The organism is Paracoccaceae bacterium (assembly GCA_019454225.1).
In the GTDB taxonomy this organism is placed as follows: Bacteria; Pseudomonadota; Alphaproteobacteria; order Rhodobacterales; family Rhodobacteraceae.
Map to the genome: position 1 here is coordinate 1763506 of CP075370.1, position 19745 is coordinate 1783250.

The following is a 19745-nucleotide window of genomic DNA, read 5'->3' on the forward strand; positions in this document are numbered from 1 at the left end:
CGCGTTAAGCCTTTGTCAAGACTTCGCCCCGACGTGCCGCCGCGCTAGGCCCCGCGCCAGTAGTCTTCCGCGAGCGATCGGTTGAGGTCGAGCATCGCCGACATCGCCTTGCGCGCGCCTTCGGCGTCGCGGGCCGCGATGGCCTCGGCCACGGCGATGTGGCCTTCGCGGCTGACCTTTTCGTTCTGCGGGTTCCCCACGCCGAATTCGTAGGACACGCGCAGCATGGTCAGGATGATCGGGCGCATCTGCCGCATCACGTTGTTCCGCGTCATGTCGAGCAGCGTCAGGTGGAAGCGGCAGTCGGCGTCGAACAGGTGTTCGACATCGACCTGGCCGGGGTGGATGGCATTTGCGGCTGCAAGCAGGGTCCGCACCTGTTCGGGCGTGGCGCGGCGGGCGGCCAGCGCCGCCGCCGCCGGTTCGAGGATGGCGCGGAGTTCGGTGGTTTCGGCAAAGATGCGGCGGATGCGCGGATGTGCCGGGTCGTGCCACATGACCACATCGGCATCGAGCAGGTTCCATTCCTCGATCGGGCGCACGCGCGTGCCGTAGCGCCGCGCGGTGCGGACCAGGCCCTTGCCCGACAGCACCTTGATGGCGTCGCGCAGCGTGGCGCGGCTGACGCCGAGCGATTCCGCAAGCTCCTCTTCCGTCGGCATCACCGCCTCGGGCGAGTAGACGTCATTGGTGATCCGCTGCCCCAGGACCTCGACCGCCTGCTTGGCCGCGCCGGTGGGCAGGGCCGAGGTGAATTCGGCCGGAATCTGCAGGTCCAGATGACGGCGCGAGGGGGCTGCGGCTGTCGCGTGCCTGTGGGTCAAGCGCTCGATCCTTCTTTACATGTGATCTAGAACTGTTCATTCTACATCCTATGTAGTGCCACCCGGCCTGCACTGGCAACGTCTGGCAGCAAGCACCAAGACCATGCGCCCGCGGACCCAGCCAAATGGAGGAGGACCAATGAACATGAAACATGTGATCTGTGCGGCTGCCCTGGTGGCGGCGTCCCTTGCCGTGGGTGCATCCGATGCCGATGCCACGGAGATCAAGTTCGGCATCGGGATGCCCGAGGGCGATTCCCCCGAGTATCAGGCCCTTGTGCGGTTCAAGGAATATGTCGAGTTCAAGACCAACGGCGAGATCACGGTGCGGCTGTTCCCCAACAACCAGCTGGGCGGCGAGCGCGAGATGATCGAGATGGTCCAGCAGGGCAGCCTTGAGCTGAGCTTTCCGGCCGATGGCGCGATGAGCGGCTTCTATGCGCCGATGCAGGTGTGGTCGATTCCCTACCTGTTCGAATCCGCGCCGGTGGCCTGGAAGGTGCTGGAAAGCGACTTTGCCGAGAAGATGAAGGACGACATGCTGGCGACCACCGGCATCCGGGCGCTGGCATTCTCGCAGAACGGGTTCCGGTCGTTCACCAACAACGTGCGGCCGCTGGTCAATCCCGAGGATATCGCGGGGCTGAAGATCCGGACCATGGAAAGCCCGGTCTACATGACGATGGTCAATTCGCTGGGCGCCACGGCGGTTCCGATCAGCGGCGCCGAGGTGGTGATGGCGCTGCGGCAGGGCGTGGTCGACGGGCAGGAAAACCCGCCGGCGGTGGTCTACAACGGCGGCCACGGCGAGGTGCAGAAGTATTACACGCTGAACGAGCATACCTTCGGGCTGCATGTGATCATCGCCAACAACGACTGGTTCAGTTCGCTGGAGCCGGGGCACCAGCAGGTGATCCAGGATGCCGCGCAACTGATGGCCTGGACCGAGAACCTGCTGAAGACCGAGGGCGACTGGCGCTACAGCCGCAGGCTGGCCGAGGAGCTGGGCATGCAGATCCACGTCTCGACCCCGGCGGAGAAGGCGGCCTTCAAGGCCGTGGCACAGCCCCCGGTGCTGGAGTTCATCCGCAGCCGGGTGGGCAGCGACCTGGTGGACGAGCTGACTGCGGCGGTGGACGCGGCCAAGGCCGAGCTTTACGGCAACTGATCGCGGCGCGGCCCCGGCCCGGTCGCAGGACCGGACCGGGGCGGCGTCCGCGCGCCGGCAGGATGCCGCGCGCGCCCCGCGCACAAGGGAATTCCGATGACGCATGCCGCCACCACGGCCGCCCGGCTGCTGGCCCGCAGCACCGAGATTGCGGCGGGTCTGCTGATGATCGCCGTCACGCTGCTGAACCTGACGCAGGTGGGCGGGCGCTATCTGTTCGGCACCGGTTTCAGCTGGACCGAGGAAGTGATGCGCTACGCGATGATCTGGCTGATGATGCTGGGCAGCGTCGCCTGCATCTTCCGGGTCGAGCACATGGGGATCGAGGCGCTGGAAGGGCTGGTCCGGCCGCAGCACGCCCGGTTCGTCAAGTCGGCGCTGTACACGGCGGCGGCGGTGTTCTGCGTGGTCATCCTGATCTACGGCTGGCCGCTGGCGATGCGGAACGCCGCGCAGACGGCGCCGGCCTCGGGCATCCCGATGATCCTTCCCTATGCCGCGCTGCCGGTCGGGGCGGCGCTGATGCTGGTGCAGATCGCGCTGAGCTGGCTGGCCGGGTTCGAGCCTGACCGGGGCGACGGCACCCCCGGCGACGGGCTGGCGGGCGGGGGGGACGCGCGATGATCGGGGTTGCCGCGCTGGGGCTGGGCCTGCTGTTCCTGGGCGTTCCGGTGGCCTTTGCGCTGGGCCTCGCCGGGATGCTGGGCGTCTGGATCGCGGGCATTCCGATGGGCGTCGTGGCGACGCGGCTGTTCACCGGGGTGGACAGCTTCGTGTTCCTGGCGGTGCCGTTCTACATCCTGGCGGCCGAGATCATGAGCCAGGGCGGGATCACGGCGCGGCTGATCTCGATCGGGTCGGCGGCGACAAGCTGGCTGCGGGGCGGGACGGCCTTTGCCAATATCGGCACCTCGGTGCTGTTCGCGGGCATCTCGGGCTCGGCGGTGGCGGATGCCGCGGCGCTGGGCCGGGTGTTCACCGAGGAGATGCCGAAGGAAGGCTACAGCCGCGAGTATTCGGCGGCGGTGACGGCAGCCTCGTCGCTGGTCGGGCCGATCATCCCGCCCTCGGGCCTGGCGATCATCATGGCGGCGGTGACCGGGCTTTCGGTGATCGACCTGTTCCTGGCGGGTGTCCTGCCGGGGCTGCTGCTGGCGGGGGCCTGCGCTGCCGTGGTGGCGGTGGACGCGCTGCGCGGCCGCGTGCCGAGGCCCCGCAGGCTGGAGTTCCGGCGCGAGGGCATGGCGCGGATGGCGGTCGAGGCGCTGGCGGTGATCACCCTGCCGGTCGTCATCGTCGGCGGGATGATCGCGGGGATCTACACCGCGACCGAGGGCGGCGGGATCGCGGTGGCCTATGCGGTGTTCCTGTCGGTGGTGGTGTTCCGGGCGATGACGCTCCGGGGGCTGTGGCTGGCCTTCCTGCGGGCGGCGCGCACCTCGGCCAGCATCTATCTGCTGGTCGCGGCGGCGACGATCCTGTCCTACGCGCTGAACATCCTGGGAATTTCGGCGTGGGTGGCCTCGGCGGCCAGCCTGTTCGAGCACAGCCCCGTGCTGTTCCTGTTCGCGGTGGCGGGGCTGATGCTGGTGCTGGGCACGTTCCTGGACATCGGCGCGGCGATCCTGATCTTTGCGCCGCTGATCATGCCGGTCGTCTACAAGCTGGGCATCGACCCGATGCAGGCCTGCATGGTGATCATGCTGACGCTGGCGATGGGGCTGGTGACGCCGCCGGTGGGCGTGGTGCTGTTCGTGGTGATGCGCGTGGCGCGGGTGCGGATGTTCCCGCTCATTCGCGCGCTGGCACCCTTCCTGCTGGCACAACTGGCTGCCATCGCGCTGATCTGTCTGATACCCGGCATATCCAGCTGGCTGCCCAACCTGCTGAACTGATGCCCGGCCCCCTGAACGCACATATCTAGGCGAGAAGACTTGATGAAGATTACCGGCATCAGCACCGTGGTGGTGAACGCGATCCACCGGAACTGGATATTCGTGAAGGTCCAGACCGACCAGCCTGGCCTGCACGGCTGGGGCGAGGCGACGCTGGAATGGAAGACCCGCGCGGTGCTGGGGGCCATCGAGGATCTGGAGCAGTTCGTCATCGGCGAGGACCCGCGCCGGATCGAGCACATCTTTGCCAGAATGACCAAGTTCAGCTTCTGGCCGCTGGGGTCGATCGGGCTGACGGCGGTGTCGGCCATCGACCAGGCGCTGTGGGACATCAAGGCCAAGGATCTGGGCGTTCCGGCATGGCAGCTGCTGGGCGGGCAGGTGCGCGACCGGGTCCGGGTCTATACGCATCTGCGGCGGGCCAGGATCGGCGCGCAGGTGGGCACCGCCGACATCGGCGCCTTCTGCGACGCCGTCGAGGAGACCGTGGCGATGGGATACAATGCGGTCAAGCTGGGGTTCGTGCCCTATTGCGCCTTCGAGGCGACGGTGCCCGAACTGCTGCATGTGGAAAGGCTGGCCGTGGCGGTGCGGGAACGGGTCGGCCCGGATGTGGCCATCATGACCGATTTCCACGGTCGGCCCGCATCGCCCGAGGTGGCCCGGGCCTATATCGACGTGATCGCCCCGATCCGCCCGCTGTTCGTCGAGGAACCGATCCAGCCGGGCAATGCCGCCGCCATGGCTGGCCTTGCCCGCCGGGTGAACTGCCCGCTGGCCACGGGCGAGCGGCTGTTCACGCTGCGCGAGTTCGCCGAACTGGCGGAACTGGGCGCGGTGGCCCATGTGCAGCCGGACCTGAGCCACTGCGGTGGCCTGACCGGCGGCAGGAAGATCGCGGCCATCGCCGAGGCCGGGCAGATGGGCATCGCGCCGCACAACCCGATGGGGCCGGTCGCGGGGGCCGTGGCGCTGCATTTCGACGTCGCCACGCCGAACTTCCTGATCCAGGAAGAGGCGGTCGGCCTTGTGCCGTGGTTCGACGATATCTTCGCCCATCCCATGCGCCTGGTGGATGGCTGCTGGGAGGTGCCCCAGGGGCCGGGCTTCGGGGTCGAGATTGACGAGAAGGCCGCCGCGCGGCACCCCTTTGCGCCCGAGATCGTGCCCGCGCTGGAGGCGGTGCTGCCGGACGGGACAATTGCGCACTGGTAGGCGCGGCGGACCTGCCGGGGCTTGACCGGCGGGGGCAGGGGCGGGACCGTGGCCCGCCGCGTTCGCCGCCGGCAGGCGCGGGCATCGACGGGAGGCAGCAGGATGGACGGAACACTGATCGGGCGCATATGGGACCCGGGCGCCGGGGGTCCGTCGGTGGTGACGGTGCGGGATGGCGTGGTGTTCGACATCACCGGCCGCGAGGCGCCGCTCGTGTGCGACATCTGCGAGATGGAGGACCCGGCCGGATATGTGCGCGGGGCGGCGGGGCGCGACCTGGGGCCGGTGGCGGACCTGCTTGCCGCGCCGGTGGGCGATGCGTCGGTCCGGCACCTGCTGGCGCCCTGCGACCTTCAGGCGGTGAAGGCCTGCGGCGTGACCTTCGCGGGGTCGATGGTCGAGCGGGTGATCGAGGAACGGGCGGCGGGGAACCCGGCGGCGGCCGAGGCGATCCGGGCGCGGGTGGGGGCGGCCATCGGCGACAGCCTGCGCAACATCCGGCCCGGTTCGGCCGAGGCCATGGCGGTGAAGGCGGCGCTGATCGCCGAAGGGCTGTGGAGCCAGTACCTGGAGGTCGGGATCGGCCCGGACGCCGAGGTGTTTTCCAAGGCGCAGGTCCTGTCATCGGTGGGGCATGGCGCCGATGTCGGGCTGCATCCGGTGTCGAAATGGAACAACCCCGAACCCGAGATCGTGCTGGCGGTGTCGTCGCGGGGGCGGATCGTGGGGGCCACCCTTGGCAATGACGTGAACCTGCGCGATGTCGAGGGGCGGTCGGCGCTGCTGCTGTCGAAGGCCAAGGACAACAATGCGTCCTGCGCGATCGGCCCGTTCCTGCGGCTGTTCGACGATGGCTATGCGCTGGCCGACGTGCGGCGGGCGGAACTGTCGCTGGTGGTCGAGGGGCCCGAGGGGTTCGTGCTGCGGGGGCGGTCATCCATGGCGCAGATCAGCCGCGACCCTGCGGACCTCGTGGCGCAGGCCATCGGGCGGCATCACCAGTATCCCGACGGGCTGATGCTGTTCCTCGGCACGCTGTTCGCGCCGACCGAGGACCGGGATGAGCCTGGCGGCGGCTTCACGCACCGGCTGGGCGATGTCGTCACGATATCCGCCGAGGGGCTGGGCGCCTTGCGCAACCGGGTGGCGCTGAGCACCGAATGTCCGGAATGGACCTTCGGCATCCGGGCGCTGATGGCCAACCTTGCGCGTCGCGGCCTGATCTGAGGCGCGGCCAGATCCGAAGCACGGAGCCGAAGCGCGGGCGGCCTAGGCTTCGGTCAGCGCATGGCTGGCGCCGTCGAGGAAGGCGGGGTTGACCGTGACGCCCCATCCCGGCGCGTCGCTGACCTGCACATGGCCGTCGGTCACCTCGAAGGGGCGTTCGAGGAACAGGCCGTCGGCCCATTGCTGGCTGTAGGGGCCCTCGATCGAGTATTCGAGATACTTGCCCGCGTTGGGGATCGCGCGCAGCAGGTGCATCGAGAACAGCGTGACCATGCCGTGATTGGCCGAATGCGGGGTGCAGGGCAGACCTGCGGCCTCGGCCATCCGCGCCACCTGAAGGGTCCGGCAGATGCCGCCGAGATAGAGGATGTCGGGCTGCGCCACATCGACGGTGCGGGTGCCGATGATCGTCTTCCAGGCGGACAGTTCGCAATCCTGCTCGCCCCCGGTGATGTCGATCGACAGGGCGTCGCGCACCTCGCGCGTCCAGTCGTATTCCCAGTAGGGGCAGGGTTCCTCGTAATGGGAGATGCCGTTGTCCTCGAGCATCCGGCCGACGGCGATGGCGCGGGCGGGGGTGAAGCCCGAGTTGGCATCGACGAGCTTGTCGATCCCGTCGCCCAGCGCCCCGGCGACATGGGGCACGATGGCCTCGGTCCGGCCGGGCCACTGGTCGATGTCGCGGCCGCATTCCTTGCCGACGCGCCACTTGAAGGCGGTGAAGCCCTTTTCGTCGCGCAGGCGGCAGAGGCGGTCGGCCTCGTCCTGCGGGGTGATGTCGCGGCGCATCGAACTGGCATAGGCGCGCAGGCGCCCGGGGCTGCCGCCGATCAGCGCGGTGACGGGCTTGCCCTCGACCTTGCCCCGCAGGTCCCAGAGCGCGGTGTCGAGCCCGCCGGTGGCGCGGCGCAGGTAGGTGCCGGGGAACTTGCATTCGCGTTCGCCGATCAGGTCGATCATCGCGGCGAAATCCAGCGCATCCGCGCCGATGGCATGGGGCGCCACCTGGCGGTGCAGCACCTGGCAGGTGATGTCGGCGTTGTAGGTGGAGACCTGGCCCCAGCCTTGTTCGCCGCTGTCGGCGGTGACGCGGACGAAGCCGATCAGGCGGTTGGTGAAGGTCTCGATACGGGCGATCTTCATGCGGTTGTCCCCCCGGCGGGCTGCGGCGGGCGGCCCGGTTGTTCGGTGATGGCGTAGAGGTTCTGGCGCAGGTGGCAGGCGACCGGCCTGCCATCGGCGATCAGCCATTCCTCGGTCTCGAAGTAATGCTTGCCGCGCGTTTCCCACGCCAGGGTGATGCGGGCCGAGGTGCGGCAGACGGCCCCCTGCGGCACGGCGGCGAGATGCGTGACGGTGACGCCGGTGAAGATGACCGGCATGGGCAGCAGGAGGTTGCCCAGGGCATCGCCCATGGTCGCGCGGATCAGGCAGCCGGAATGGACGAGCTTGCGGTCCGCGAAGATCGGCGCGGTTTCGTGGAAATCGGCGAGGGATTCGGTGACGATCTGCGGCGACAGGACGGTTTCGCCACTGCCGAGTTGCAGCCCCTCGGGCACCGCCCCCGGGCCGATGGCGCGCCTTGGGGCGAAGGCGGGCAGGATGGGCAGGGCCTGCGGCGGCGCGGGGGCCCGCGCGGCCAGGCCGATGCTGCCATCCAGCACGACCTCGCCGGTGTCCGCATGGCTGACGGTGACGGAAGCGGTCAGCGCACCGGATGCGGCGGTGACCGGCCCGCGCCGGACGACCAGCGGGTCGCCGTGAAAGACCGGCCTGCGGAACCGCACGCTGGCCTGACCGCGGGCCAGCCAATCCTCGCCCCAGCCGATGACCGCCGGGCGCGTCGCATGACCGTAGACGAACACCCCCGGCAGAAGCGCCGCGCGGAAGCCCATGGCACGGGCCGTGGCGTCATCGTGGCTGGTGCCCTTGTAGCGGGGACGCGGATCGAGCGTGGCGGTGACCTCGATCCGTTCGGGCAGGTCGCGCATCACAGGCCCGGCGCCGGAACGTCGGCCAGCGCACCGCTGGCCAGGATTGCCGCGATCTCGTCCTCGGGCAGGGCCAGGACGCTGCGCAGGACGTATTCGTTGCCTTCGCCATAGCCCGGCGCGGCGCTGCGGGCCGACCCCTGTGCGATCTCGGAATGGAACGGCAGGCCGGGATGATCGTGCCGGCCCGCCACCGGGTGATCGAGCGTTGTGAAGAACCCCCGTCCGTGCAGATAGTCGGACCGGGCCAGGTCGGGTGCGGTTTCGACGGCCGAGGCCGGAATGCCCTGCGCCTGCAATGCCGCGGCGAGCGCGTGCCGGTCCTGTTCCCGCGTCCAGTCGGCAATCAGGGCATCCAGCGCGGCCTCGTTCGCCTTGCGCGCCTCGAGTGTGGCGAAACGGCTGTCCTGCACCAGCCGCTCGCCGCCGATGATCCGCGCCAGCCGGAGCCAGGCCGCGTCCGACGGGGCGGCGATGGCGATCCAGTTGTCCTTGCCTGGCGACGGATAGGCGTTGTGGGGTGCCATGTCGGGCAGGTGGTTGCCGTCAGGCACGATGTCCTGCCCGGCGATCAGTTCGGGGCCGATGAACTGCATCGCGCCCTCGACCTGCCCGAGTTCGATATGCTGGCCGAGGCCGGTACGGTCGCGGTGATGCAGCGCGGTCAGGATCGCCGCCGCCGCGTTGAAGCCGCCGATCGGGTCCATGTAGGAGGGGCCGGTGATCGTCGGCGGTCCGCCGGGATAGCCGATCATCGCCGACATGCCCGCGGCCATCTCCATCGTCGGGCCGAGGGCGGCGAAACCCGAGGCGGGCCCCGACAGACCGTAGGCCGGCATCTCGATCACGATCAGGCCCGGGTGGTCCCTTGACAGCGTGGCATGGTCCAGCCCGAGGCGTTGCAGCAGGCCGGGGCGGAAGTTGCAGATCAGCACGTCGGAGAGGGCAACCAGCCTGCGCACCACCGAGAAACCCAGCGGGTTCTTGAGGTCGACCACCAGCGAACGCTTGTTGACGTTCTGCGAGTTGAAGGTGAAGCAGCGGTCCCAGGGCCGGTCGCCCGGGTCGAGATCGGGATAGGTGACCGGGTTCGGCCTGTCGCGGTTCGACCGCCAGGTGTTGGTGCGCGTCGGGCTTTCGATGTGGAAGCTTTCCGCGCCATACCAGCCCAGGATGCGCCCGGCCATCGGCCCGGCCCAGGCGGTGGTCAGTTCGACGACGCGGATCCCCTCAAGCGGCAGCATCGGCCTTGTCCTTCGGTTCGCGTGCCGGTGTCAGGCCCATCCGGAAGGGCGGGCCGGGCAGTACGACCTCTTCCCCGCCGAGGGTCAGCCGGCGCCAGTAGCCGCGCGCGGCCAGATGGGCGCTGTCGCGCAGTTCGCTGATGCGGAACGCCCGCGCCGCGATGATGTTCATGCCCTGCAGTTCGGCGACAAAGGCGTCGGGGTCACGGTCGGCCACGCGGGCCTGCACGAGGGCAAAGAACGCCTGCCAGTGGTCCTGCCGCGTATGGGCCTCGGCAAAGCGGGGATCGGCAAGGCAATCGTCCAGCCCCAGCGACCGGCAGAGCGCGGCAAAGCGGTTGGAATAGACCCAGAGGCACACCCAGGACCCCCGGCACAGAACCTCGCCCGCCGGGATGTCCTGGTCGCCGCGCCGCCGGTCGGTGCCGTTGTAGATGGCCTGCAGCACATAGGGAAAGCACATGGCGGCGGCGGTTTCGGCGGCGTCGATGCGGATGGTATCGCCGTGGCCCGTCCGCGCGCGGGCGCGCAGCGAGGCCATGATCTGGATGTAGGCCGCCTGGCCGGCGGCATAGGAGGCGCGGTTGCCGGTGCCGTAGAGCGGTTCGCGGCCCCGGATGCCGTTCGAGATCATCATGCCCGAGGCGGCCTGCAGCACGATCTCGGGCGCGCGCCATCCGGCCTTGGGCCCGTCATCGCCGAAGCCGGTGATGACCACCGCCAGCACCTGCGGGTGCCGGTGCCGCAGGGCGGCGGGATCATCGGCCGGACCGCAGAGGATGACATCGGGCGGCACCGGCGGCACGCCGCGGCGTTTCCCGAGGTTCAGGTGCAGGTCAAGCGGGCTGGCCAGATCGCCCGTGCCGCCCGCCGCAAGAGCGGCCGGATGGTCCGTCGCGTCGAGCCAGACCTCGGCCCCGAAATCGGTCAGCAGCTTGCCGCAGAACTGCCCCGCGATGGTGCCGGACCGGTCCTGCACCACCAACCCCGCAAGCGCCCCGTTCATGCCGACCCACTCCGCCGGGAGATCGGGAAGGGCGCGGGATAGTGGCAGGCCACGGTGCGCCCCGGCTCGACCTCTGCAAGGTCCGGGCGTTCCTGCGCGCAGCGGTCGGTCGCCAGCGGGCAGCGGGTGCGGAAGGCGCAGCCCGAGGGCACGTTCGACGGGCTGGGCACATCGCCCTGAAGGATGATGCGGCGGCTTTTCGCGGCGAGGTCGATCCGCGGCGCCGCCGACAGGAGCGCCTCGGTATAGGGGTGGTGGGGGGCGGAATAGACCTGGTCCCTGGTCCCCATCTCGATGATCCGGCCCAGATACATCACCGCGACCCGGTCTGCGATGTGGCGCACCACCGCCAGGTCATGCGCGATGAACAGGAACGAGAAACCCTTGTCCTGCTGCAGATCCTGCATGAGGTTGATGATCTGCGCCTGGATCGACACGTCCAGCGCCGAAACCGGTTCGTCCGCCACGATGAAGGAAGGGTCGACCGAGATCGCCCGCGCGATGCCGATGCGCTGCCGCTGGCCGCCCGAGAACTGGCGCGGCTTGCGGTCCATGTAGGCCGGGGGCAGGCCGACCATGTTCAGCAGGTCGGCCACCTTCTCGCGCCGTTCCTTGCGCGAGCCCGACAGGCCGAAGCTGTCCATCGGTTCGGCGATGATGTCGGCCACCGTGCGGCGCGGCGACAGCGATCCGAACGGGTCCTGGAACACCATCTGCATCTGGCGGCGCATCTGGCGCAGGTCTTCGCGGGGCAGCGCCCCCATGTCGCGGCCGTCGAACACCACCGATCCTTCGGACAGGTCGATCAGGTGCAGCAGCAGGCGGCCCAGCGTGGACTTGCCGCAGCCGGATTCGCCGACGACGGCCAGCGTCTCGCCCCGGTGGACCTGGAAGCTGACCCGATCCACCGCGCGGACCGGCGCGCGCTTCGGACCCAGCCGCAGCGTCGTGTCGACAAAGGTCTTGCTGACCTCGCGCACATCCATCAGCACGCTCATGCTGCGGCCTCCTGCATGGTCGCCCAGCAGGCGGCGCGATGCGTCGGCCCGTGCGACACCAGGGGGGGCATCTCGACCGCGCAGCGATCCATCCGCAGGGGGCAGCGGGGGCGGAAGGGGCAGCCTTCGCGGATCGTTCCCGCCGGGGGCACCGAACCGGGAATCTGGTACAGCCGCTTGCGCGTGTCGGTCAGGGTCGGGATCGATTTCATCAGGCCCTGCGTGTAGGGGTGGCGGGCGTTCTCGAACAGCGAGGCGACGTCGGCATCCTCCATGATCCGCCCCGCATACATCACCACGACGCGCTCGCAGACCTCGGCCACCACGCCCAGGTCGTGCGTGATCAGCAGGATGGCCGAGTTGAAGCGGCGACGGATGTCGAGCATCAGTTCCAGCACCTGCGCCTGGATCGTCACGTCCAGCGCCGTGGTCGGTTCGTCCGCCACCAGAAGCCGGGGGTTGCAGGCCATGGCGATGGCCGCCATCACCCGCTGCCGCATGCCGCCCGAGAACTGGCTGGGATAGGCGCCAAGGCGGCTTTCCGGGTCGGGCATCCCGACAAGGCGCAGCAGCCCGATCACCCGTTCGCGCCGCTCGGCGGGGGTGGCGGCATCATGCAGCATGATCGCCTCGTCGATCTGGTCGCCGATGGTCATCAGCGGGTTCAGCGAGGACATCGGCTCCTGAAAGATCATGCCGATGTCCTTGCCCCTGATCGCGGGCATGTCCCGTCTGGGCACCTTCAGCAGGTCCTTGCCGTCGAACAGGATCTGCCCGGTGACGCGGGCGGGCGGTTCGGGGACAAGGCGCATGACCGACAGCGCCGTCATCGACTTGCCCGACCCGCTTTCCCCCACGACGCCGAGCGCCTCGCCCGGGCGCATGCCGAAGGAGACGCGGTCGACCACGCGCAACGGGCGGCTGACGGGGCCGAACTCGACCGTGAGGTCGCGGATATCCAGCAGCGGCGCGGTCATTGGTTGGTCTCGGGGTCGAGGAAGTCGCGCACGGCATCTCCGATGATGCTGATGGCCAGAACGACGATGGTGATGGCAAGGCCGCCGGCGATGATCGGCCACTGGGTCGCGAACATGCTGTTCAGGCCATCGCGGATGATGTTACCCCAGGACGGGTTCGGCGGCCGGGTGCCGATGCCCAGGAAGGACAGCGTGGCCTCGATCCGGATCGAGCTGGCGGACCACAGGGCCATCAGCACCACGATCGGCGCCAGGATGTTCGGCACGATGTGGCGGATGATGATCAGGGGCGTCGAGACCCCGGCCGCGATCGCCGCCTCGACATAGGGTTCCTGCTTGACCGACAGGGTCGAGGCGCGGGCGACACGGGCAAAGCCGGGCGTGAAGGCGACGGTCAGGACGACGACGATGTTCCAGAAGCTGCCGCCGAGCGCGGCCGCGATCAGGATCGCCAGCAGCAGTTCGGGAAAGGCCATCAGCATGTCGATCACGCGGCTGATGACGCGGTCGACCACGCCGCCGAAATAGCCCGCCGCCACCCCCAGCACCGTGCCGAAGAAGGCCGCGAAGACCGGTGACAGCAGGCCGAAGATCAGGGAATTGCGCGATCCGTGGATCAGCCGGCTGAGCACGTCGCGGCCGAACTGGTCGGTGCCCAGCCAGTGCATCGACGACGGCGCCTGGTTGATCCGCATGATCGACTGGCGCAGCGGATCGTAGGGGGCGATCAGCGGGGCCAGAACCGCCACCGCGATGAACACGAGCACGACGACAAAGGCGATCTGGGTCGAGGGCCGCCCCATCACGACGGCGGAAAACGCCTCGCGGAAGCCCGGTTCGGGCGCCAGGACCTCGCGTTCGGCAATCGCCTCGGCTGTGGGCCGCTCGATGCGCGCTCCGGTCATGATTTCACCCGGATGCGCGGGTCGACGATGATATAGACGATGTCCATCAGCAGGTTCACGATGATGACGAAGAAGGCGAACATCATCACCCCGGCCTGGATCACGGGATAGTCGCGTTCCTGGATCGCGGTGATGAGAAGGCGGCCGATGCCGGGGCGGTTGAACACCAGTTCGATGGCGACCGACCCTGACAGCGTGGCCAGGATCGACAGGCCCAGACCGGTGGACAGCGGCAGCAGCGCGTTGCGCAGGCTGTGGCGAAAGATCACCCGTCCCTCGCGGGCGCCCTTGGCCCGCGCCGTGCGCACATAGTCGCGCCCCATCACTTCCAGAAGCGAGGTGCGGGTCAGCCGGCCCATGAAGGCCGATTTCAGGAAGGCAAGCGCCGCGGCGGGCAGCAGAAGGTGATAGAGCCCGCCCCAGAACCCCTGGCCGGCCCCGTTGATCGGGAACCACCCGAGGTGCAGCGAGAACACCACCAGAAGGATCGCGCCCAGATAGAAGTCGGGCACCGAATAGCCGATCAGCGCGTAGAGCCGGAGGCCGTTGTCGGGCCATCTGTTGCGCTGCGTCGCGGCCCAGATCCCCAGCGGCACACCGACGATCAGCCCCATCGCGACCGATGTGATGGTCAGGTAGATCGTGTGCGGCAGGTTGTTTGCGATCAGCGTGCTGATCGGCACGTTCGTCATCAGCGAACGGCCGAAGTCCAGTTGCACGGCATCGCGCAGGAACTTCACATATTGCAGCCACAGAGGGTCGTTCAGGCCCATGCGCTCGCGGAAGGCTTCAAGCTGCCCCCCGTCCGCGTTCTGTCCCAGAACGGCCAGCGCCGGATCGCCCGGCAGGATGCGCATGGCGACAAACACCAGCGTCAGCACCAGGAACACGGTCGGAACCATGTCCAGAAGCCTGAGGAAAAGGTATCTCGCCATGCGCAGGGTCCCGTCAGGCCACGATCTTTGCCTTGCAGAACCGCCAGTAGGCATAGCCGCCCTGCACTTCGTATCCGAGGTCGATGCGCGGGTTGCGCACCACCAGATAGGACAGCGTCGGAAGGCCGCCCATCGGCAGGTCACGCTGGATCTGCAACTCGACCTCGCGGCCCTTGGCGACGTAATCCTCGAACGTCGTGGATTGCAGCATCTCGGCCAGCAGGTGATCGACGCCGGGCATCAGCACGCCGTAGTGCGAATAGTTGGCCCCGCCCTTGCCGTCATCGGTCATGTTTGCCGTCGACACCGCATAGTCGTTGAAGACATAGAGCGGCACCGGCGGCAGCGACGACGAGTTGATGTTCAGCGTGTTCAGGTTCTGCCGGTTGGTGGCGTGATAGGCCGAATGGTCCATGATCGTCAGGTCGATGTTGATGCCGATCTGGCGCAGCTGTTCCTGGATGATCAGGTGCTGGGTGCTGTAGTCCTCGCGCTGCGAGGTGTTGACGGGGATGGTCAGCCCGTTGGGGAACCCGGCGTCGGCGAGCATCTTCTTCGCCTCGTCCGGATCGTACTCGTAGCGCAGATCCTCGGGCAGTTCCTCGAGCGAGAAGCCGGTCGGATAGTTCGGCGGGTTCAGCGTGTAGACCATCCGCGACATCGGTTGCAGGGCGTCGACGATCTCCTGCTTGTTGATGCCGTGCATGATCGCCTTGCGCACCTGGATGTTCTGCAGCGGGTCCTTGGCCAGGTTGAAGAACAGCGTGTTGAACGACCCCGGAACGGTCATGTCGAACAGCAGGTCCGGCTTCTGGTTCTGGATCTGCGGCACCCAGCCGGGCTGGCGCACGCCTTCGGCCATGTCGACATCGCCCGAGATCAGCGCCAACGTGCGCGCGGTGGTATCGGCGATGTAGAGGCATTCGACATTGGTGATGATCGCGGGTTCGCCCCAGTAATCCTCGTGCCTGCTCAGGAACATGCCCTTCTCGCTGTCGAAGCGGTCGAGCTTGTAGGGCCCGGTGCCGATGGCCTCGGTGAGGAACTTCTCACCCATCTCGGCCTCGGCCTTCTTCGAGATCACCATGACATGGCGGGCCGCGACCGTGGAGCTGAGGAACATCGGGTCGGGATTGTGCAGCCGGATCGTGACCTCGTACTTGCCGGATTCGATCACCTCGGCGAGGTTGCTGTAGTTCGCGGCGTTCACCCCCTCGTCACGGGCGCGGATGAAGGACCGCGCGACGTCCTCGGACGTCATCTCGCCATAGCCCTTGTGGAACTGCACGCCCTGGCGCAGCGTGAAGACCCAGGTCCTGGCGTCGTCCGAGATCGTCCAGCTTTCGGCCAGCCATGGCTCGAAGTCGCCCGGGGCGACGCCGAAATTGCCGTCCGGCGGCCGGGCGAGGTATTCGAAGACCTGAACCACCGCCCAGTTGTCCGACCCCTGGGTGGTCTGGTTCGGGTCCAGCCTGCGGGGGCCGCCTGCCGCGCTGGCAAAACGCAGCGTGTCGGGTGCCGCGGCGCGGAGCCGAGGCGCGAAAAGACCGCTTGCCGATGCGGCAACGGCCGTTCCCAGAAGTGTCCGTCTCGTGATCATGTGTCGTCCTCCCTATCGTCGGTTGCGGGGCTTCTGCCCTGGCGCGTCGCTTTCCCGGTTCTTGTTCCGCCGGATTTGAAACCTGATCCTGCCCGGCCCGATGTCAGGCGCGCCGCCGGTCCAGTTCGTCGTCGCGCACCCGCAGGCCCAGCCCGGGCCCGTCGGGAACGTCGAACATGCCATCGCGCGGCAGCAACGGATTCTCGAAGGCCACATGCATCCGGGTGTCCGGGTCCGCGAATTCCGCGGGTTTGGTGTTGTGCATCAGCGTCGCCAGGACATGCAGGTTCGCGGCATGTCCGATGCCCGGCTGGGTCTGGTGCGGGACAAGCTCTGCCCCGTGCGCGAAACAGATCGCCGCGCATTGCATCAGCCCGGTGATGCCGCCCATCTTGATGATGTCGGGCTGCACCATCCGGACGCCCGCGTGGATCATGTCGACGAGCGCCTGGGTCGTGTAGGTCTGCTCGGCCGCCGAGACGGTGATGTCGAGCCGTTGCGCCACCTCGCCCATGGCGCGCACGTCATAGTGCTGCACCGGTTCCTCGAACCAGATGTAGCCGAGGTCCTCGAGCGCGCGCCCCACCCGGATCGCGCCGCCGACCGAGTACTGGTTGTTCGCGTCGAAGGCCAGGGGGAAGTCGTCGCCGACCAGCCTGCGGACCGCGCGGGCCTTGGCGATGTCTCCGGGAATGTCGTGGTCCTGCCGGGTCCGGTCGCCATCCCAGCGGATCTTGATGGCTGACGGTGTTTCCTTGCGCCAGCGCGCCTCGACCGTGCGCACCACCTCGTCGACGGTGCGGGTGGCATTGCCGCCGATCGAGGCATAGAACGGCAGCCTGTTGCGCCAGGCCCCGCCCAGAAGCTTGTAGACCGGCAGGCCCAGCGCCTTTCCCTTGATGTCCCACAGTGCGATGTCCAGCGCCGCCAGCGCGCCGGTCACCGCGCCTTCGGGGCCGAGCTTGATGTAGCGGTGCAACAGCCGGTCCTGGATCACCGCCTGGTCGAAGGGGTCGGCGCCGATCAGGCTGGCGGCGAAGTCGCGCACGACCAGCAGGCTGTGGTCGCCCCCCATCATCGGAGAGGCCTCGCCATGCCCCACAAGGCCGCTGTCGGTACGGACGCGCACGATCGCGGTTCGCCGTCCGGGCGGATCGCCCGGGTTCCATGCCACCTGGAACGCCTCGACCGAGGTGATGCGGTGGGCGGATGCGGCGATGGCTGCCGGTTTTCCTGTTTCCTGGTCCGACACTGCAAGCCCCTCCCCGGGCGGCGCGCGGGGCGCGCTGTGTCCTGCCCTTGATGATGAGCAGGTTTGGCATCCGTATTCAATACCTGATTTCGGGATTCCGGAATTGAATCACGGAAGGGGGTGCACGCGGGGATCGGAGGGTTCGTCAGCGCCCCGAGGCTGACGGATCCTAGCCTCGCCGTTCTTCGGTGAGTCATAATAGTATGTAAAATAACAATATTAAGGCCATATGCGGGCAGACCTCCGGTTCTGAAACCTGTCTTGTGCAGCGGTCGATTTCTGCGGGCGCAAGATTCTCTGCGGCCGCGATGCTGCCCTGCGGCGGCGTATTGCGGTTGTCGTGAAACCGCATTCATGCAAATCTCTGCCCCATGGCCCGGGCCACGCGCATAGTGCTAAACGTGAGAATCATGCAGCCACGGGAACCCGACCGGTGAACAAGACAGGCCCCGCCGCACCACGCCCGATGACCGCGCGCCAGCTTGCGGCGCTGATCGGGGTCAGCCAGTCGGCGGTGTCGCGCGCCTTCACCCCCGGCAGCAGCATCACGCCCGAATTGCGCAACCGCATCCTGGGCGCGGCGCGCGACTACGGATACCAGCCGAACGCCATCGCCTCGATGCTGACGAAGCGGCGCACGAACATCGTCGGCGTCGTCGTGTCCGACATGCAGAATCCGTTCTACCCCGCCTTGCTGGCGCAGCTGACCCAGGGATTGCAGGGCGCGGGGCTGCAAAGCCTGTTCTTCAACATCGCGCCCGGCGCCAGCATCGAGGACCAGCTTCACGCCATCCGCACCTACAATGTGGATGCCGTGGTCATCATCTCGGCCACGGTGCTGAACGCCCGCACCATGGCCTGGGCAACCGAGGGGCGGCGGGCGATCCTGCTCAACCGGCTGGGCCATGACGACATCACGACGGTGTGCTGCGACAATGCGCTAGGCTTCCGCACCCTGGTCGATCACCTGCACCAGATCGGGCGGCGGCGGGTCGGCTATGTCGCGGGTCTGACCGGTTCGACCATCGGCATGACCCGGCGGGGGGCGTTTACCACGCGGCTGGCCGAGCTTGGGATGCGTCTGGTCGGCACCGCCTCGTACGAGGCCTACACGCATGACGCAGGCCGCCGCGGCACGCTGGACCTGCTGCCGCAGAACCCCGATGCCATCGTCTATGCCTCGGACATCCTTGCCCTCGGCGGGATCGACGCGATCCGGGACGCCGGTCGCGCGGGCGAGATCGCGGTCACGGGGTTCGACGACATCCCGATGGCCGCCTGGACCGGCTACGCCCTGACCACCTATCGCCAGCCGGTTCCGGCCATCGTGGCCAAGACCGTCGAACTGCTGGTGGCCGATGACATCGGGCCGCCGCGGCAGTTCACGCTGCCGGGTGAACTGGTGGTCCGCGCCTCCACCGCCCCGGGCGGATGGGCCACGCCCGACGCCGCGGGATGACCCGCCCCCTGCATATCGCCCACCAGTTCGGCGCCGACCGGCATGACTGGCTGCGCGCCCGGCTGCCTGCGGGAACGCGGATCGACCGCCTGGGCCCCGACGACCCCTGGGGCGTGGCAGAGGGGGCCAGCGTCGTCCTGGTGGGCAACGGCATGTTGCGGCGGCTGTCGCGGCTGCCCCCCGCCTGGGCCGGGGGGGTGGAATGGATGCATGTTCGCCCGACGGGGCTGGACGACGCGCCTGACTGGCTGTTCGGCCTGCCGTATCTGACGGTGTCGCGCGGCGCCTCGGCCCCCGCGATCGCGGAGTACGTGATGGCCGCCGTCCTCGATGCCGAAAAGGGGCTTGCCGCGCTGCGCGTCACCAGCCGCGATCAGTGGCGGGCGCCTGGCGGGGGCAGCCTGGAGGGGCGGTCGCTGGGTCTTGTGGGCTATGGCGAGATCGGACGGGCCATCGCCGAACGCGCCCGTGCGTTCGGAATGGTGGTGCGCGCCACGCGCCGCACGCAGGCCACCGCCCCCGACGGCGTCGCCCTGGTGCCCTTGCCGATACTCTGCGCCGAAAGCGACCACCTTGTCCTGTGCGCCCCGCTGACCGAGGCCACGCGCGGCCTGTTCGGCGCGGCAACCTTTGGTCACTGCCGCCCCGGACAGCACCTGATCAACGTCGCGCGAGGCGCCCTGATCGAGCCCGAGGCCCTGCGCGCGGCCCTGGAGGGCCCGATCGCCCGCGCCACCCTGGATGTCTGGGCCGAGGAACCGCCCCCCGAGGGTCACTGGGTCTATGTCCATCCCCGCGTGGTGCTGACACCGCACTGCGCCTCGCGCGCGCCCTCGACCGAAAGGCGGCTGCAGGCGATCCTGGATGCCAACCTGACCGCCTGGCTGGAGGGGCGCCCCGACGCCATGACGGGGTCGGTCAACCGCGCCGGGCGCTACTAGAACGAGGCCGGAAAGCGCAGCGCTGACACGCGCGCGTCCGCCGGATGATCGGCCGGATACCGCGCGGGTGGTCACGCTGACGGGCACCGATCTTGTCGGGGGCCGGAC

18 protein-coding genes are annotated in these 19745 nt (G+C 68.5%); 7 read left to right on the forward strand and 11 right to left on the reverse strand.

Annotation, left to right across the window (positions count from 1 at the left end):
* Positions 1–44: 44 nt before the first annotated feature.
* Complete coding sequence (locus tag KF887_08395) at positions 45–824, reverse strand: FadR family transcriptional regulator (protein ID QYK43099.1); 780 nt, start codon at positions 822–824, stop codon at positions 45–47.
* 145 nt (positions 825–969) lie between these two features.
* Here KF887_08395 and KF887_08400 point away from each other — a divergent pair, with 145 nt between their 5' ends.
* From KF887_08400 to KF887_08420, 5 genes are all read left to right on the forward strand, one after another.
* On the forward strand, positions 970–1992 hold the full coding sequence (locus KF887_08400) for a DctP family TRAP transporter solute-binding subunit (protein QYK43100.1): 1023 nt from the start codon (positions 970–972) through the stop codon (positions 1990–1992).
* 180 nt (positions 1993–2172) lie between these two features.
* The gene (locus KF887_08405) at positions 2173–2616 is read left to right on the forward strand and encodes a TRAP transporter small permease (GenBank protein QYK43493.1); all 444 of its coding nucleotides are present in this window, start codon (positions 2173–2175) and stop codon (positions 2614–2616) included.
* Complete coding sequence (locus KF887_08410) at positions 2613–3887, forward strand: TRAP transporter large permease (protein ID QYK43101.1); 1275 nt, start codon at positions 2613–2615, stop codon at positions 3885–3887. Before KF887_08405 ends, KF887_08410 begins: the two co-directional genes overlap by 4 nt.
* Before the next feature lie 42 nt (positions 3888–3929).
* Positions 3930–5102, forward strand: a complete 1173-nt coding sequence (locus KF887_08415) for a D-galactonate dehydratase (protein ID QYK43102.1) — start codon at positions 3930–3932, stop codon at positions 5100–5102.
* 102 nt (positions 5103–5204) lie between these two features.
* Positions 5205–6329, forward strand: a complete 1125-nt coding sequence (locus tag KF887_08420; GenBank protein QYK43103.1) for a fumarylacetoacetate hydrolase family protein — start codon at positions 5205–5207, stop codon at positions 6327–6329.
* 42 nt (positions 6330–6371) lie between these two features.
* Here KF887_08420 and KF887_08425 read toward each other — a convergent pair whose 3' ends face one another.
* The 10 genes from KF887_08425 to KF887_08470 all read right to left on the reverse strand — a co-directional run bounded on the left by KF887_08425 (position 6372) and on the right by KF887_08470 (position 17237).
* Positions 6372–7472 (reverse strand): mandelate racemase/muconate lactonizing enzyme family protein, encoded by a 1101-nt coding sequence (locus KF887_08425; protein QYK43104.1) that lies wholly within the window; start codon positions 7470–7472, stop codon positions 6372–6374.
* Positions 7469–8320 carry a MaoC family dehydratase gene (locus tag KF887_08430; protein QYK43105.1) on the reverse strand — a complete coding sequence of 284 codons (852 nt, stop codon included), beginning with the start codon at positions 8318–8320 and terminating at the stop codon, positions 7469–7471. Before KF887_08430 ends, KF887_08425 begins: the two co-directional genes overlap by 4 nt.
* Positions 8320–9564, reverse strand: coding sequence for a CoA transferase (locus tag KF887_08435; protein ID QYK43106.1), 1245 nt, complete (start codon positions 9562–9564; stop codon positions 8320–8322). The genes KF887_08430 and KF887_08435 overlap by 1 nt, the downstream gene beginning before the upstream one ends.
* Positions 9551–10570, reverse strand: coding sequence for a CoA transferase (locus KF887_08440; GenBank protein ID QYK43107.1), 1020 nt, complete (start codon positions 10568–10570; stop codon positions 9551–9553). The genes KF887_08435 and KF887_08440 overlap by 14 nt, the downstream gene beginning before the upstream one ends.
* Positions 10567–11568, reverse strand: coding sequence for an ATP-binding cassette domain-containing protein (locus tag KF887_08445; GenBank protein ID QYK43108.1), 1002 nt, complete (start codon positions 11566–11568; stop codon positions 10567–10569). The genes KF887_08440 and KF887_08445 overlap by 4 nt, the downstream gene beginning before the upstream one ends.
* Positions 11565–12545 carry an ABC transporter ATP-binding protein gene (locus KF887_08450; GenBank protein QYK43109.1) on the reverse strand — a complete coding sequence of 327 codons (981 nt, stop codon included), beginning with the start codon at positions 12543–12545 and terminating at the stop codon, positions 11565–11567. Before KF887_08450 ends, KF887_08445 begins: the two co-directional genes overlap by 4 nt.
* A complete protein-coding gene (locus tag KF887_08455) occupies positions 12542–13450 on the reverse strand; it encodes an ABC transporter permease (GenBank protein QYK43110.1) in 909 nt (302 codons plus the stop codon). The genes KF887_08450 and KF887_08455 overlap by 4 nt, the downstream gene beginning before the upstream one ends.
* On the reverse strand, positions 13447–14385 hold the full coding sequence (locus KF887_08460) for an ABC transporter permease (GenBank protein QYK43111.1): 939 nt from the start codon (positions 14383–14385) through the stop codon (positions 13447–13449). The genes KF887_08455 and KF887_08460 overlap by 4 nt, the downstream gene beginning before the upstream one ends.
* A 13-nt stretch (positions 14386–14398) precedes the next feature.
* The gene (locus KF887_08465) at positions 14399–15985 is read right to left on the reverse strand and encodes an ABC transporter substrate-binding protein (GenBank protein ID QYK43112.1); all 1587 of its coding nucleotides are present in this window, start codon (positions 15983–15985) and stop codon (positions 14399–14401) included.
* A 103-nt stretch (positions 15986–16088) separates the two neighbouring features.
* Complete coding sequence (locus KF887_08470) at positions 16089–17237, reverse strand: mandelate racemase/muconate lactonizing enzyme family protein (protein QYK43113.1); 1149 nt, start codon at positions 17235–17237, stop codon at positions 16089–16091.
* A gap of 433 nt (positions 17238–17670) precedes the next feature.
* Here KF887_08470 and KF887_08475 point away from each other — a divergent pair, with 433 nt between their 5' ends.
* Positions 17671–18696, forward strand: a complete 1026-nt coding sequence (locus KF887_08475) for a LacI family DNA-binding transcriptional regulator (GenBank protein ID QYK43114.1) — start codon at positions 17671–17673, stop codon at positions 18694–18696.
* Complete coding sequence (locus KF887_08480) at positions 18693–19637, forward strand: glyoxylate reductase (NADP(+)) (GenBank protein QYK43115.1); 945 nt, start codon at positions 18693–18695, stop codon at positions 19635–19637. Before KF887_08475 ends, KF887_08480 begins: the two co-directional genes overlap by 4 nt.
* The last annotated feature ends 108 nt before the right edge of the window (positions 19638–19745 follow it).

Coding starts and splice junctions, on each gene's coding strand:
- KF887_08400 (QYK43100.1), top strand. CDS start 970: ATGAAACATGTGATCTGTGCGGCTGCCCTGGTGGCGGCGTCCCTTGCC.
- KF887_08410 (QYK43101.1), top strand. CDS start 2,613: ATGATCGGGGTTGCCGCGCTGGGGCTGGGCCTGCTGTTCCTGGGCGTT.
- KF887_08415 (QYK43102.1), top strand. CDS start 3,930: ATGAAGATTACCGGCATCAGCACCGTGGTGGTGAACGCGATCCACCGG.
- KF887_08420 (QYK43103.1), top strand. CDS start 5,205: ATGGACGGAACACTGATCGGGCGCATATGGGACCCGGGCGCCGGGGGT.
- KF887_08425 (QYK43104.1), bottom strand. CDS start 7,472: ATGAAGATCGCCCGTATCGAGACCTTCACCAACCGCCTGATCGGCTTC.
- KF887_08430 (QYK43105.1), bottom strand. CDS start 8,320: ATGCGCGACCTGCCCGAACGGATCGAGGTCACCGCCACGCTCGATCCG.
- KF887_08435 (QYK43106.1), bottom strand. CDS start 9,564: ATGCTGCCGCTTGAGGGGATCCGCGTCGTCGAACTGACCACCGCCTGG.
- KF887_08440 (QYK43107.1), bottom strand. CDS start 10,570: ATGAACGGGGCGCTTGCGGGGTTGGTGGTGCAGGACCGGTCCGGCACC.
- KF887_08445 (QYK43108.1), bottom strand. CDS start 11,568: ATGAGCGTGCTGATGGATGTGCGCGAGGTCAGCAAGACCTTTGTCGAC.
- KF887_08450 (QYK43109.1), bottom strand. CDS start 12,545: ATGACCGCGCCGCTGCTGGATATCCGCGACCTCACGGTCGAGTTCGGC.
- KF887_08455 (QYK43110.1), bottom strand. CDS start 13,450: ATGACCGGAGCGCGCATCGAGCGGCCCACAGCCGAGGCGATTGCCGAA.
- KF887_08460 (QYK43111.1), bottom strand. CDS start 14,385: ATGGCGAGATACCTTTTCCTCAGGCTTCTGGACATGGTTCCGACCGTG.
- KF887_08465 (QYK43112.1), bottom strand. CDS start 15,985: ATGATCACGAGACGGACACTTCTGGGAACGGCCGTTGCCGCATCGGCA.
- KF887_08480 (QYK43115.1), top strand. CDS start 18,693: ATGACCCGCCCCCTGCATATCGCCCACCAGTTCGGCGCCGACCGGCAT.